The organism is Micromonospora sp. USAFONa4 (assembly GCF_057197825.1).
The window spans coordinates 5,693,840-5,707,327 of record NZ_CM170072.1; the positions used below are offsets into that span (position 1 = coordinate 5,693,840).

Below are 13,488 nucleotides of genomic sequence, written 5' to 3' on the forward strand. Positions count from 1 at the left end.
GAACCACGCGGGGCCGGTGATGGCTGCCACAGTGCAGGCCACCGTGGGTCTGATTGGCTGTCGGATCGGCGTTGGAGCCGTCGTAGCATTTCCGCAGCCACCCCCCGAGCACGTTCGAGGAGCGATGACCCGTGCCCGAAACCACTGCCCAGAACGCTAGCGCCAGCCCCGTCACCGGCACCGCCCGCGTCAAGCGCGGCATGGCCGAGATGCTCAAGGGCGGCGTGATCATGGACGTGGTCAACGCCGAGCAGGCCAAGATCGCCGAGGACGCCGGCGCCGTCGCGGTGATGGCGCTCGAGCGGGTGCCCGCCGACATCCGCGCCCAGGGCGGGGTGTCCCGGATGAGCGACCCCGACATGATCGACGGCATCATCAACGCCGTCTCCATCCCGGTCATGGCCAAGGCCCGGATCGGTCACTTCGTGGAGGCCCAGATCCTCCAGTCGCTCGGCGTGGACTACGTCGACGAGTCCGAGGTGCTGACCCCGGCCGACTTCGCGAACCACATCGACAAGTGGGCCTTCACCGTCCCCTTCGTCTGCGGGGCGACCAACCTCGGCGAGGCCCTGCGCCGGATCACCGAGGGCGCGGCCATGATCCGCTCCAAGGGCGAGGCCGGCACCGGTGACGTCTCCAACGCCACCACCCACATGCGCAAGATCCGCCAGGAGATCCGCCGGCTGAGCTCGCTGCCGACCGACGAGCTGTTCGTGGCCGCCAAGGAGCTCCAGGCGCCGTACGAGCTGGTCAAGGAGGTCGCCGAGAGCGGCAAGCTGCCGGTGGTGCTCTTCACCGCCGGTGGTATCGCCACCCCGGCCGACGCCGCGATGATGATGCAGCTGGGCGCCGAGGGCGTCTTCGTCGGCTCCGGCATCTTCAAGTCCGGCAACCCCGCGCAGCGCGCCGCCGCGATCGTCAAGGCCACCACCTTCCACGACGACCCGGACGTGCTGGCCAAGGTCTCCCGGGGCCTGGGCGAGGCGATGGTCGGCATCAACGTCGACGAGATCCCGCAGCCGCACCGCCTGGCCGAGCGCGGCTGGTGAGCTGTTAGGAAGGGCACCATCCTGTCGCCTGGTGCATAGGAAGGTGCCCTTCCTTCACAGCAACCACGCCGGCACGTTCATTACGAGAGGAACGGCAGATGAGCGACGCACCCGTGATCGGCGTGCTCGCCCTCCAGGGGGACGTCCGCGAGCACGTCGCCGCGCTCGCCGCGGCCGGTGCGGACGCCCGCCCGGTACGCCGCCCGCAGGAGCTGGACGCGGTGGACGGGCTGGTCATCCCCGGCGGTGAGTCGACCACGATCAGCAAGCTCGCCGACATCTTCGAGCTGCGCGAGCCGATCGACAAGCGGATCGCCGGCGGCATGCCGGTCTACGGCTCCTGCGCCGGCATGATCATGCTGGCCACCGAGGTCCTCGACGGCCGGCCCGACCAGCGCGGCTTCGCCGGCATCGAGATGACCGTACGACGCAACGCGTTCGGCCGGCAGGTCGACTCGTTCGAGGCGCCGGTGGGGGTCACCGGGGTCGAGGGCGGCCCGTTCCACGCGGTGTTCATCCGGGCGCCGTGGGTCGAGCGGGTCGGCGACGGCGTCGAGGTGCTCGGCACGGTGACCGAGGGCCCGGCCGCCGGGCGGGTCGTGGCGGTGCGGCAGGGCAACCTGCTGGCCACCTCGTTCCATCCCGAGCTGACCGGCGACGCGCGGGTGCACGCGTACTTCGTGGCGATGGTCCGCGCGTCCCGCTGAGTGGCGGGGCGGGGCGGCGGCGCGCGGCGCGGTGACAGCGACCCGCCGGGCGTCGGTAGGATTGCCGAGATTCGGCGGGGCCAGCTGCCCGTCCACGGCTTTCCCGCAGGGCTGCCCGGCACCACCGCGTGCGCCGGCGGGAGCGGGGGCGTGCGCGGTCGGTCGATGCAGACGGCGGGTAGCAACGGAGGTAGCAGATGTCCGGCCACTCAAAGTGGGCGACGACCAAGCACAAGAAGGCGGTCATCGACGCCAAGCGCGGCAAGATGTTCGCCAAGCTGATCAAGAACGTCGAGGTCGCCGCGCGCACCGGCGGCGGTGACCCGGCCGGCAACCCGACGCTCTACGACGCCATCCAGAAGGCGAAGAAGAACTCGGTCCCCAACGACAACATCGACCGCGCCGTCAAGCGCGGCTCGGGCCTGGAGGCCGGCGGCGCCGACTGGCAGACCATCATGTACGAGGGCTACGGCCCCAACGGCGTGGCGATGCTGATCGAGTGCCTCACCGACAACCGCAACCGCGCGGCCACCGAGGTGCGCACCGCGCTGACCCGCAACGGCGGCTCGCTCGCCGACGCGGGCTCGGTGTCGTACATGTTCTCCCGCAAGGGCGTCGTGCTCGTCCCCAAGGCCGGCACGACCGAGGACGACGTGATGATGGCGGTCCTCGACGCCGGCGCCGAGGAGGTCAACGACCTGGGCGAGGCGTTCGAGGTGGTCTCCGAGCCGACCGACCTGATCGCCGTGCGCACCGCGCTCCAGGACGCCGGCATCGAGTACGAGTCGGCCGAGTCGTCGCTGATCCCGAGCGTCAACGTCCCCCTCGACGAGGAGGGCGCCCGCAAGATCTTCAAGCTGATCGACGTCCTGGAGGACTGCGACGACGTGCAGAACGTCTACGCGAACTTCGACGTCTCCGACGAGATAGTTGAACAACTCGCCTGAGGGTGTCTAGTCTCCTGCCATGAGCAGGAGCAGCCCCCCGCGCGCAAGCCTGTACGTACGGCTGTCCAGAGCGTCCGACGATCGCAACCTGTCCAAGCAGGGCATGATTGATGATCTTCGGGCGCTCTGTGCTGCACGTGGCTTCACAGAGGTAGCGCTTCACGTGGACGACGGGCAGTCTGGTGGCGTCCGTGACCGTCCTGCGTTCCGTGCGTGGCTCGCTGACGCCGTTGAGGGCCGCGCTGACGTGCTCGTGACATGGCACGTAGACCGGCTATCCCGTGAAGGGCTGAACGTCGCAGCAGCGATTCTGGACATCATCGAGGGCAAGGACCCTGACACGGGCAGGAAGGTGCGCCCTGAAGTTCGGCTCCTGGGCTATGACGATCGGCTTGACTCTGCGGACGGGGATGGGTTCCGCCTGAATTTCGTGATCAAAGCGGAGATGGCACGCGCTGAGCTAGCGCGGATGAGATCACGTGCACAGTCGAGAGTGAAGCGACTTCGCAAAGAAAAGCGCTCCACGGGTGGCCTGACGCCATACGGCTACCGGCGTGCACTGCGTGGTCAGTTGGAGCTGGAACACGATCCGGTCAGTGCTCCTATCCTGCGGGAGATTGTGCAACGGATCGTTGCGGGAGAGAGCATCAACGGCGTGTCGAGAGATCTCAACGCGAGAAGGATCCTGTCTCCTAGAGATCACTCCGCTATGCGCGATACGGGCGAGGCTCGTAAAAACAAGGACACAGGGCAGCCGCTTCCTCCTCAAGCGTGGACCGACATGACGCTACGGCGCATTCTCACCAACCCCGTGCTACTGGGCTACCTGACGGATAACCGGCAGATCGTCAGGGATGACGACGGAAATCCTGTCCTACGCGGCAAGCCGCTGATTTCCGAAGAGGATTGGTCGACGCTACAGGAATCGATCAACGGAGCGAGGCGGCCCAAGCGCAGGAGCGCTCCTAATGCGTTGCTGTCCGGCGAGGCGTCCTGTCCTCAGTGCGGCGAACCCATGCACTTCCATTGGATGGTGAAGCCAGGCCGTGAATACCGCTATTACCGCTGCGCGGGGCGTACGAAACTAAAGAACGGCTGCACTGCGGGCGCTCCCAGAGCCGAACAGGTTGAGCAAGCCGTAGCCGATGGTATTTACGCCACTATAGGTCACCTGGACGTGATGCGGAGGATATGGCTGCCTGGCGACGATACTGCAACGCAACTCGCTGCGGTTGAAGAGCGCTTGAGTGAACTGCGGGAGGATCGGGCGGCAGGGCTTTTCCGGGGCGAGAAGGGTACGGCTGAATTCCGGCAAATGTATGCCAGTCTTGAGCAACAGCGAGAGGAGTTAGCCGCTCAGCCTTCCCGTGCGGAGGGTTGGGAGTATGTTCCGACCGGGAAAACCTACCGGCAGCTTTGGGATGAGTCCGGCACCAACGATCGTCGTAAGCTGCTTCGCGAATCTGGGATAAGGATCTTTGCCGCGAAGCAGTTAGAGGAAGATCCGCAGGCGGTTAACCAGTACTGGGAAAAGCTGACGATGACTGAGGGTAACGGTCACATGGTGCACTTTGAGTCTTCTGACACTGGCGGGTGTTACGTCTGGCTTGTCTGGCATGGGGACCTGGCAGCCCGTATCAAGGCGAAGATGTCCGCCTAACCTGCTGTTATGTCATATCTGAGGGGTGCGGCTGATTTTATGGCCTCTGACCTGCTCTTATATCCAATCTGAGCGGTGTACTCCGCTCACTTCTGAGCGATGCCATAAGAGAGCCATTTTCAACTTCCAGGTCTTGAGCGTGGCAATCGCTCGCTCACCGCGGGCGCGGTTCACGGCTCTCTGCCTGCGTGACAGTCTGAGCCGGAAGCTGTGTTTACCCGAGTAGTAGGGCTTCTGGTCGACGACCCGGTCGATCGGGATTTCGCCGGACTCGCCGGGTCCGCGGTCGGGGGTGCGCCGCCCCGCGCTGGCTAGGCTGCGGGGCGTGGACCACTCGGGCCGAACGGAGCGAGACGGTGGACGGGCGGGCGACGGTGGCCGGTTCGCGCCGGGCGACGTCGTGGTCCGGCGCGAGATCCTGCGCGGCGAGGTGTGGTTCGGCTGCCCGACGATCTGCGTCGAGGACACGCCCGACCTGTTCGTGCTCTACCTGCCCCCGGGCGCGGAGTTCGGCTTCCCCGAGGCCGGCGGCTTCCCGTGCGGGCGGCACCCGTGGCAGGTCGCCGGGCACCGGGCGTGGAGCGGGCACGGCAAACTGATGCTGCACCGCCCGGGTGAGGCGCACTCCGTGGACGTCTTCTGGACCGGCCCGCAGCGCGCCTTCGCCGGGTGGTACTTCAACCTCCAGGAGCCGTTACGCCGTACCCCGATCGGGGTGGACACCCTCGACCACGAGCTGGACCTCTGGTGGGGTGCCGGCGCCGACCGCTACGTCTGGAAGGACGTGGAGATGTTTGCCCAGCGCCTGGAAGAGGGGCGCTACCCGGGGATGGCCGACGCGATCCGGGCCGAGGGCGACCGGATCGCCGCCCTGCTCGACGCGGGGGAGCGCTGGTGGGACGAGGCCTGGTCGACCTGGCGTCCGGACCCGGCCTGGCGCGTGCCGGCCCTGCCGACCGGCTGGGACACGGTCCCACCGCCCCGCTGATCGCCGCCGGCCGCACGTGCCGCGTCGGCGGGCCGGTGGCCCGCCGACGCCGACGCTCAGCCCAGCGTCTTCTCGCGCGACCGCCACGCCGTCCGCACCGAGGTGCGGCCGTTGGTGCGCAGCAGCGAGCCCTCGTACACCCGGGCCCCGGCGGCCACGAACGCGGCGGCCGCGACCAGCAGCAGGGCCAGGGACACCAGCGGCTCCCAGCCGGCCGCGTCCCCCGTGAACAGCCGCAACGGCATGGCCGTCGGCGCGGAGAACGGCACGTAGGACAGCACCCGCATGGCCGTCGCGTTGTCGTTCAGGAAGATCACCGCGAAGAACGGCAGCATGACCGCGAGCTGCACCGGCGTCGACACGCCGGCGATGTCCTCCTGGCGGTTCACCAGTGCGCCGGCCGCCGCCCACATGGCCGCGACCAGCACGAAGCCGAGCAGGAAGAACGGCAGGAACCAGCCGATCGCCGGGGCCAGCAGCGATAGCAGCCCGCCGCTGTCGCCGAACTGCACGCCCACCAGGGCCACTAGGGCGACCAGGGCGATCTGCCCGAGCGCCAGCACCGTGCCGGCGATCATCTTGCCGGCCAGCAACGCCCGTACCGGCACCGCGGCGACCAGGATCTCCACGATCCTCGTCTGCTTCTCCTCGACGATGCTCTGCGCGATCTGCACGCCGAAGGTCTGCGAGGTGACGAAGAAGATGAACGCGAAGGCGAACGGCACCAGGAAGGCCACCACCGGGTCCACCGCGTCGGGGTCCAGCAGCCGGACCGTGGGCTGCGTGCTCAGCGCCGCCACCACGTCGTCGGGGGCTTCGTCCATGGCCAGCACCGCCGGCCCGGAGACCACCGCGGCGTCGACGTCGCCGTCGCGTACGGCCTGCTCGGCGGCGCGGTCGTCGGGGACCGTACGGACCTCCAGCCCCGCCTCGCGCAGCGGGCCGGCCGCCGACGCGGTCGCCGCCACGCTCGACGGGCCGCCGGAGAGCAGCGGCGGCAGGATGGTCGCGGCGGCGGCGATCAGCAGGAAGAACAGGGTGCTGAACAGGAAGGTGCGGTCGCGCAGCTTGACCCGGATCTCCCGGCCGGCGACCAGCCGGGTGGCCTGCATCGTGTTCACTGGGCGACCTCTCGGAAGATCTCGGTGAGGGAGGGGCTGACCGGGCGGAACGCGCGGACCGGGCCGCGCGCGAGCGCCGCGTGCAGCACCGGCTGCTCGTCCGCGCCGGGCGCGAGGTCGAACACGGCGCGCGCGCCGTCCAGGTCGACGAGGGTCACCCCCGGCTGGTCCCGCAGCCAGCCGGCGTCGGTCTGCACCACCAACTCGTACCGGGGCACGGTGTACGTCGCGCGCAGCTCCTCGCGGCTGCCGGCGGCCCGGATCACGCCGCCCCCGATGATCACCAGGTCGTCGCAGAGCCGCTCGACGACGTCCAGCTGATGACTGGAGAACAGCACCGGCGCGCCCGCGGCGGCCCGCTCCCGCAGGACCGCCACGACCGTGTCCACGGCCAACGGGTCGAGCCCGGAGAACGGCTCGTCGAGCACCAGCACCTCGGGGTCGTGCACCAGGGCGGCGGCGATCTGCGCGCGCTGCTGGTTGCCCAGCGACAGCGTCTCCAGCAGGTCGTCGCCGCGCTCGGCGAGCCCGACCCGCTCCAGCAGCGCGTCCGTGTTGCGTCGCGCCGCGGCGGCGGTCATCCCGTGCAGCCGACCCAGGTAGCTCACCTGGTCCCGGGCGCTCATCTTCGGGTAGAGGCCGCGTTCCTCCGGCATGTAGCCGAAGCGCTGGCGGGCCTGCCGGCTCAGCGGAGCGCCCTGCCAGGTGATCTCGCCGGCGTCCGGGGCGAGCACCCCGAGGATGATTCGCATGGTGGTGGTCTTGCCGGCGCCGTTGCCGCCCACGAAGCCGGTCATCCGGCCGGCGGCCACGTCGAAGGACACGTTCTGGAGCACCCGCCGGTCGCCGAAGCTGCGGTCGACGCCGTCGAGGCGGAGCACATTGGTCACGGCGTCGACGCTAGATCGCCGGCCGCGCCCCGCCGTCCGCCCCGAGATCGAGCACGACGTCCCCCTCATGGCGGAGCCGGGTCAGCCGCCGGGGCGCACCACCCCGTGCTCGTACGCGAAGACCACCGCCTGCACCCGGTCGCGCAGGCCCAGCTTGGCGAGCACCCGGCTGACGTGGGTCTTCACCGTCGCCTCGCCCAGGTGCAGCTCGGCGGCGATCTCGGCGTTGCTGGCGCCGCCGGCGACCAGGACCAGGACCTCCCGCTCGCGGGGGGTGAGGTCCCGCAGCGCGGCCTCGGGAGCCGTCCTCGGGCTGCCCGGCGGGCCGGGATCGCCGGGGCGGGCGAAGGTGGCGATCACCCGCCGGGTGAGTTCCGGAGCGAGCAGACCGTCGCCCCGGGCGAGCACCCGGATCGCCTCGATCAGGGCCTCCGGGGTGCCGTTCTTGAGCAGGAAGCCGCTGGCCCCGGCGCGCAGCGCGGCGAACAGGTAGTCGTCCCGGTCGAACGTGGTGAGGATCAGTACGGCCGGCCCGCCCGGCCCGTCCTCCCCGGCGGTGATCCGGCGGGTGGCCTCCAGCCCGTCGACCCCGGGCATCTCGACGTCCATCAGCACGACGTCGGGACGCAGCGCCCGGGCCATGCTGGCGGCGCGCTCCCCGTCGGCGGCCTCCCCGACGACCTCGATGTCGTCCTCCACCTCCAGGATGACCCGGAAGCCGGTCCGGACCAGGTGCTGGTCGTCGGCGAGCAGCACCCGGACGGGACGGTCGGTTCCGGGCAGCTCCTGTCCGGCGCTCACGCGGGCCGCCCCACCGGCAGCGGCAGCGGGAACCGGGCCCGTACCCGCCAGCCGCCGCCGGCGCGTGGGCCGACCTCCAGCGCGCCGCCGTGGGTGGCGACCCGCTCGCGCATCCCGACCAGGCCGAGCCCGTCGGCGTTCGCCGGGCGGGTCGCCCGTCCGTCATCGGTCACGTCGACCTCCACCTCGTGTGCCAGGTAGCGGATGCGCACGTCGAGCGCGGTCGCGCCCTCGGCGTGCTTGAGCGTGTTCGTCACGGCCTCCTGGGCCACCCGGTACGCGGCCTGCGAGACCGACTCCGGCAGCGGCACCGGGTCCCCGTACACGCCCATGGTGGCCCGCAGCCCGGCCTCGCGGGCGCGCTCGACCATGGCCGCGATCTGGTCGACTCCGGCCGGTCCCGGCTGCTCCGGGCGGTCCGGGCCGCCGTCGCGGGCGCGGAGCAGGCCGAGCATCCGGCGCAGCTCGTCGACGGCCGTGCGGGCGGTCTCCTCGATCGCGCTCAGCGCCGCGCGGGCCTTGACCGGGTCCTTGTCGAACACCCGGCGGGCGGCGGACGCCTGCACCCCCATCACCGACACGTGGTGGGCGACCACGTCGTGCAGTTCCCGGGCGATGCGGACCCGCTCGCCCACGACCGCGTGCTCGCGGATCTCGGCCTGCGAGCGGCGCAGCTCCTCGGCGCGTGCCTGCACCTCGTGCTGGCGCCGGGCGGCCAGCCACGCCGTCTCCCCGAAGAAGTACGCGAACCCGAAGTAGAGGCCGTTGACCAGCACCCCGTTCACCATGGCCGCGAGCAACGGGGGCACGGGCCCGACGGCGCGGGCGAACGCGTCCGGTGGGATGGTGGTGTAGGTGGTCGCGTAGTAGACCCCGAGCCACAGGAACATGGTGGCGATGACGCCGATCCGCAGCCGCCGGGACAGCCGCCGTTCCCGGCCCCACGCGCCCAACGTGTAGAGGGCGGCGAACAGCGCCCACGAGGCGAGCTGCGTCTCCGGGGCGGAGCGGGCCTGCGCGGCGATGAACGCGATCGAGACCACCAGCGTGACGGCGGCGGGGAACCGGCGTCGCCAGATCAGCGGCAGGGTTACCGCGACGGTCCAGAAGATCTGTTCCGGGCCGGACGGCGGCGGGCCGAGCAGGAACGCTCCGGCGCTGCGGGCCAGGGTCAGGCTGAACAGCGCCAGGACGGTCGCGCCCAGCCCGATGTAGACGTCCAGCCGGCGCTGCTCCGGGGTGGGCCCCGGCCGCCGCCAGTCCTCGTCGGTGTCGCTGTTCATCCAGGTCAGGATCTCATCCCGCCGGGCGCCGCCGGTCCGGCACCCGGCTGGGGCGGCCGGCTCCGTCGCGGGACCGGACGCGTCACGGCCCGGCACGCGTGGCGTGCCGGGCCGTGACGGTTGGATCAGGTGCGGTTGCGCCACGTCTTGACGACGCTGTCGAGGATGTCCCAGAGCGTCACCAGCACCGTGCCGGCGATCACGGCCGTCGCCACCATGTTCAGGTTGTCGCCCTCGCCGAGCCACTCGAAACGGGCCACGAACTCGGGGTTGAGCAGCCGGTCGGTCGACATCAGCCAGACCACCGGCGCCGCGAACGCCAGGCCGAGCACCGCGTTGACCGCGACCAGCGACCAGGTCCAGCGCCCGACCCGGTACTTGGCGAACTCCAGGCCGATCGTGGCCACCAGCACCACGATCAGGAACGGCAGCCAGAAGCTCCACAGCGCCGGGTCGAGGATCGGCAGGTTCTCGCCGTCGTCGGTGGGCACGAACGAGCGGAAGTGCTGCATCGGCAGGTAGGCGATGACCAGCGCCAGGAAGGTGACCGAGGCGGCGATGTCGGTGAGGGTGATCTGCCGGTCGGTCGTGTCCTCCGGAAGCTGGTCGACGCTCCACGCGGGCAGGTGCAGGGGGGTCTTGGTGCGTTCCAGCACCGCGAAGACCACGGTCACCCAGAAGGCGATCTGGACGGCCACCTGGAAGGCGGTGGTGATGCCCGCGCCGATCCCCTCGCCCGCGTTGCCGCCGTCGGCGACCCTGAGCAGGCCGGCCAGCACGCCGACCAGGGCCGGGATGAAGCTGAGCAGCAGCTTCATCAGCCGCGACCAGGCCAGGTAGTAGGCCGGGCCGATGAGCTGCAACCGGCGGTCGGCGTAGCGGGCGGCGAGCTTGTCCGGGTCGCCCAGCTCCGTGAGCACCTCCCGCTCGGCGACGGCGGGGTCCTGCCCGCCGGCCGTACGGCCCTCGACCATGTCCGCGATCGAGGCGCGCAGCTCGGTGTCGATCTCCGCGCGGCGCGCGACCGGCACCGAGCGCAGGGTCGCGGTGAGGTATCGGTCGGTCAGGGTGGTCATCGGTCGGCTCCTTCGATCAGCCCGGTCAGGGAGGTCTGCACTGTGGCGAGGTCGGTGAGGAGCCGGCCCAGCACCGACTCGCCCTCCTCGCTGGTCCGGTAGAACTTGCGCGGCCGGCTCTCCTCGGTGTTCCACTCGCTGGTCAGCAGCCCCTGCTCCTCCAGCCGCCGCAGCAGCGGGTAGAGCGTGTTGGCGTCGACCGGAAAGCCGTGGTCGGAGAGGCGTTGCAGCAACGCGTAACCGTAGTCGGGACGGCGCAGCGCGACGAGGCTGGCCACCACCACGGTGCCCCGGCGCAACTCCTGGAGGTGCGTTCGCAGGATCTCATCGCTAACCATGTGTCACACCATATTGTGTGGCACACACTGTCGTCCAGCGTTACATCATCGTGCGCGTCAACATCGTGTGTTCGGGCGAAACGGACGGCGGCGGGCCCTCGGAGGGGTCCGCCGCCGTGGGTGCCTGTCGCTCAGCAGGACCGGCCCTCCCGGAAGCCGCGCTCGACGACGGACGCCAGCCCGACCTCGAGGTAGCCCACCCCCGGCCGGATCGGGTGTCCGGTGAACAGCTCCACCCGGGAACCGACCCGCACCAGGTACGCCGATTCGTCGCCCGCGTCGTTGCGGATCATCGAGCCGCGCGGGCCGTAGATCTCCTCCAGTGCGGCGAAGGGCATGCCCACCCCCGCCCCGGCGGGCGTGCGCGGCGGCGCGGTGGCGGTGCCCACCGCGACCAGCCGCCCGTCGCGGAAGGTCAGGATGATCTTGCCTGCCCAGGCTCCGGTGACGCCGGTGTGGACCGTGCGGCCGCAGCCCGGCGCGACCCAGTCGATGAGGCCGGCCGCCGAGAGGCGGTCCAGGGAAGCCCCGATCCGGAACGGTCCCGCGCCCCGGACGCTGATGAGCCGGACCTCGTCGGGGTCGGCGGCGGCCGGGCGGGCGGCGCCGTCCGTACCCGCGCCGAGGTGGCCGTCGGCACGTTCGGACAGGTTCCCGGCGACGGCGGCCGGCCTGGGCGCGGCGGCAGCGGGTGCCGCCGTGGTGATCGGCACGAGCCCGGCCGTGGCCAGTAGGGCGGTGACGACGGTGTACGAGAGACGGTGCACGGGGATCTCCTCCTCCGGAGTGCGGGTGTCCTTGTCCTGTTGGTCACCCGTCCGGCCGGATCGGTTCGTCGGTTTCCCGACCGGTGCGCCCCGACCCGCCCGACGCGCCGACCCCGCGTGGCGTCGCGGGCTGCCCCCGGCCCGTTGCGGCGTCTACTGTCGAGGCGGAACGGCGACCGGCGGTGCCGGTGTCGGGGGTGGTGCGGTGACCAGTCCGGGGCGGATCGGGCCCTACCGGGTCGAGCGGCTGCTGGGCACGGGGTCGTTCGCGACGGTGTGGCTGGCCCACGACCCGGTGCTCGACTCCCGGGTGGCGATCAAGGTGCTGGCCGAGAACTGGCACCACGACCTGCGGGTACGGGAGCGCTTCCTGGACGAGGCCCGCCTGCTGCGCCGGCTCGACGACGAGCGGCTGGTCCGCGTCCACGCGGTCGGCGAGCTGGCCGACGGCCGGCCGTACTCGGTGCTGACCTGGGCCGACGGCGGCAGCCTGCGCGACCGTCTGGCGGCCGGGGCGATGCCGGCGCCCGCCGCCCTGGAGTTGCTGGCCGAGATCGCCGCCGGCGTCGCCGTCCTGCACCGGCACGGCGTGGTGCACCGCGACCTGAGCCCGGGCAACGTCCTGTTCCGCTCCGGCCCGGACGGCGAGCGGGTGCTGATCGCCGACCTCGGGCTGGCCAAGGCCCTCGCCGCCGCCTCCGGTCTCACCGCCCGGGCCGGCACCCCCGGCTACATGGCCCCGGAGCAGGACGACCCGTTCGCCATCGTCGACACCCGCGCCGACGTGTACGCGCTGGGCCGGCTCGGCCTCCGCCTCCTCGCCCCGGCCCCCGACGTCGCTGCCGCCCTCGGTGCCGTCGCCGTCGCCCAGGCGGCGGGTGTGGGCGCCCCGCCGGAGGTGGCCGAGGTCCTGCGGCGGGCCACCGCGCCCCGGGCCGCCGACCGGTACCCGGACGCCACCGCCTTCCGCGCCGCCCTGCGCCGCCCTGCGCCGGCTGCTCCCGCGTCGGCTGCCCCCGCCCCGGCCGCTTCCGTGCCGGCCGCTTCCGTGCCGGCCGCTTCCGTGCCGGCCGCCCCTGTGCCGGTCGCCGGGACGGTCAGGCATCCGGCCCGGCGGGCGCGCACGGCGGGGCGGCCGGTCGCCCGGCGGCGGCTCGGCGCGCTGGCGCTGGGGGTCCTGACCCTCCTGGCGGCCGGGGCCACCGCCGGCGACGACACGACGGGCCGGCGGGACGCCGGAAGCTGGACGAGCGGGCCGGTCACCGTCGCGCTGCCGCCCGGGTGGCGGGCCACCGGCACCGGCTGGGCCGGACGGTACGGACCCGACGGCCGGCTCGAACCCGCCCTGGTGATGTCGCCCGACCCGCACCGGTGGGCGGCCGACCCCACCGTGCCAGGTGCCTTCGTCGGGCTCTCCGTCAGCATCGCCGCGCGCACCAGCCCGGCGGGCTTCGTCGCCGAGCGTTCCCACGCGGGGTGTGCCGCCGCGCCCGTACGCCGCACCCGACAGGCGGGCGTGGACTGGGTGGTGGCCCGGTTCACCTGCGACCGGGGACGGCCCGAGGTGGTCGAGGTCGCCGGGCTCGCACCCGGCCGCGCCGGCCTGGTCTACGTGCAGATCACGCCCCCGGCCGGCAGCCGGGCCGACTTCGTCGACACGCTGCTGGCCAGGGTGCGGGTGGACTAGTGCCTCGTCAGGTAGCCCTACGCGGGTACTCCACGGTGCGTGGGGCGGCGGTGGCCGCCGAGCCGGTCCGCGGGCGGGAGGATCGGATGACGCTGTCGAGCTGAGTCGTCTGTGACATCAGGCGTCGTCGGGCCACTACTGGGGCACCAGGGGGCGGTGAGTCGTCTGCGACAT

13 protein-coding genes and 1 pseudogene are annotated in these 13,488 nt (G+C 71.7%); 6 read left to right on the plus strand and 8 right to left on the minus strand.

Features of this window, described 5'->3' with window-relative positions; genetic code table 11:
- The first annotated feature begins 131 nt into the window (after positions 1-131).
- From pdxS to AC0OO9_RS25100, 4 genes are all read left to right on the plus strand, one after another.
- Positions 132-1,049 (plus strand): pyridoxal 5'-phosphate synthase lyase subunit PdxS, encoded by a 918-nt coding sequence (gene pdxS, locus AC0OO9_RS25085; protein WP_151456191.1) that lies wholly within the window; start codon positions 132-134, stop codon positions 1,047-1,049.
- A 98-nt stretch (positions 1,050-1,147) separates the two neighbouring features.
- Entirely contained in the window at positions 1,148-1,756 is a 609-nt protein-coding gene (gene pdxT / locus AC0OO9_RS25090; protein ID WP_484512810.1) for a pyridoxal 5'-phosphate synthase glutaminase subunit PdxT, read from the plus strand.
- Positions 1,757-1,953: 197 nt separating this feature from the next.
- Positions 1,954-2,703, plus strand: coding sequence for a YebC/PmpR family DNA-binding transcriptional regulator (locus AC0OO9_RS25095; protein ID WP_393167027.1), 750 nt, complete (start codon positions 1,954-1,956; stop codon positions 2,701-2,703).
- Positions 2,704-2,722: 19 nt separating this feature from the next.
- The gene (locus tag AC0OO9_RS25100) at positions 2,723-4,363 is read left to right on the plus strand and encodes a recombinase family protein (protein ID WP_484512812.1); all 1,641 of its coding nucleotides are present in this window, start codon (positions 2,723-2,725) and stop codon (positions 4,361-4,363) included.
- Between the two features lie 120 nt (positions 4,364-4,483).
- Here the strand turns inward: AC0OO9_RS25100 and AC0OO9_RS25105 are convergent.
- Positions 4,484-4,579, minus strand: a pseudogene (locus AC0OO9_RS25105) (IS5/IS1182 family transposase); the annotation flags it as partial.
- 109 nt (positions 4,580-4,688) lie between these two features.
- Here AC0OO9_RS25105 and AC0OO9_RS25110 point away from each other — a divergent pair.
- Positions 4,689-5,351, plus strand: coding sequence for a ribonuclease FAU-1 family protein (locus AC0OO9_RS25110; protein WP_484512814.1), 663 nt, complete (start codon positions 4,689-4,691; stop codon positions 5,349-5,351).
- 56 nt (positions 5,352-5,407) lie between these two features.
- Here AC0OO9_RS25110 and AC0OO9_RS25115 read toward each other — a convergent pair whose 3' ends face one another.
- From AC0OO9_RS25115 to AC0OO9_RS25145, 7 genes are all read right to left on the minus strand, one after another.
- The gene (locus tag AC0OO9_RS25115) at positions 5,408-6,472 is read right to left on the minus strand and encodes an ABC transporter permease (RefSeq protein ID WP_484512815.1); all 1,065 of its coding nucleotides are present in this window, start codon (positions 6,470-6,472) and stop codon (positions 5,408-5,410) included.
- A complete protein-coding gene (locus AC0OO9_RS25120) occupies positions 6,469-7,362 on the minus strand; it encodes an ABC transporter ATP-binding protein (protein WP_484512816.1) in 894 nt (297 codons plus the stop codon). The genes AC0OO9_RS25115 and AC0OO9_RS25120 overlap by 4 nt, the downstream gene beginning before the upstream one ends.
- An 81-nt stretch (positions 7,363-7,443) precedes the next feature.
- The gene (locus AC0OO9_RS25125; RefSeq protein ID WP_484518039.1) at positions 7,444-8,145 is read right to left on the minus strand and encodes a response regulator; all 702 of its coding nucleotides are present in this window, start codon (positions 8,143-8,145) and stop codon (positions 7,444-7,446) included.
- Between the two features lie 14 nt (positions 8,146-8,159).
- Positions 8,160-9,446, minus strand: a complete 1,287-nt coding sequence (locus AC0OO9_RS25130; RefSeq protein ID WP_484512818.1) for a sensor histidine kinase — start codon at positions 9,444-9,446, stop codon at positions 8,160-8,162.
- A 125-nt stretch (positions 9,447-9,571) separates the two neighbouring features.
- Entirely contained in the window at positions 9,572-10,522 is a 951-nt protein-coding gene (locus AC0OO9_RS25135; RefSeq protein ID WP_484512820.1) for a permease prefix domain 1-containing protein, read from the minus strand.
- Entirely contained in the window at positions 10,519-10,860 is a 342-nt protein-coding gene (locus AC0OO9_RS25140) for a PadR family transcriptional regulator (protein WP_089001033.1), read from the minus strand. The genes AC0OO9_RS25135 and AC0OO9_RS25140 overlap by 4 nt, the downstream gene beginning before the upstream one ends.
- 131 nt (positions 10,861-10,991) lie before the next feature.
- Complete coding sequence (locus tag AC0OO9_RS25145; protein ID WP_484512822.1) at positions 10,992-11,627, minus strand: hypothetical protein; 636 nt, start codon at positions 11,625-11,627, stop codon at positions 10,992-10,994.
- Between the two features lie 205 nt (positions 11,628-11,832).
- Between AC0OO9_RS25145 and AC0OO9_RS25150 the strand changes: the two genes are divergently transcribed.
- A complete protein-coding gene (locus AC0OO9_RS25150) occupies positions 11,833-13,314 on the plus strand; it encodes a serine/threonine-protein kinase (protein ID WP_484512824.1) in 1,482 nt (493 codons plus the stop codon).
- The last annotated feature ends 174 nt before the right edge of the window (positions 13,315-13,488 follow it).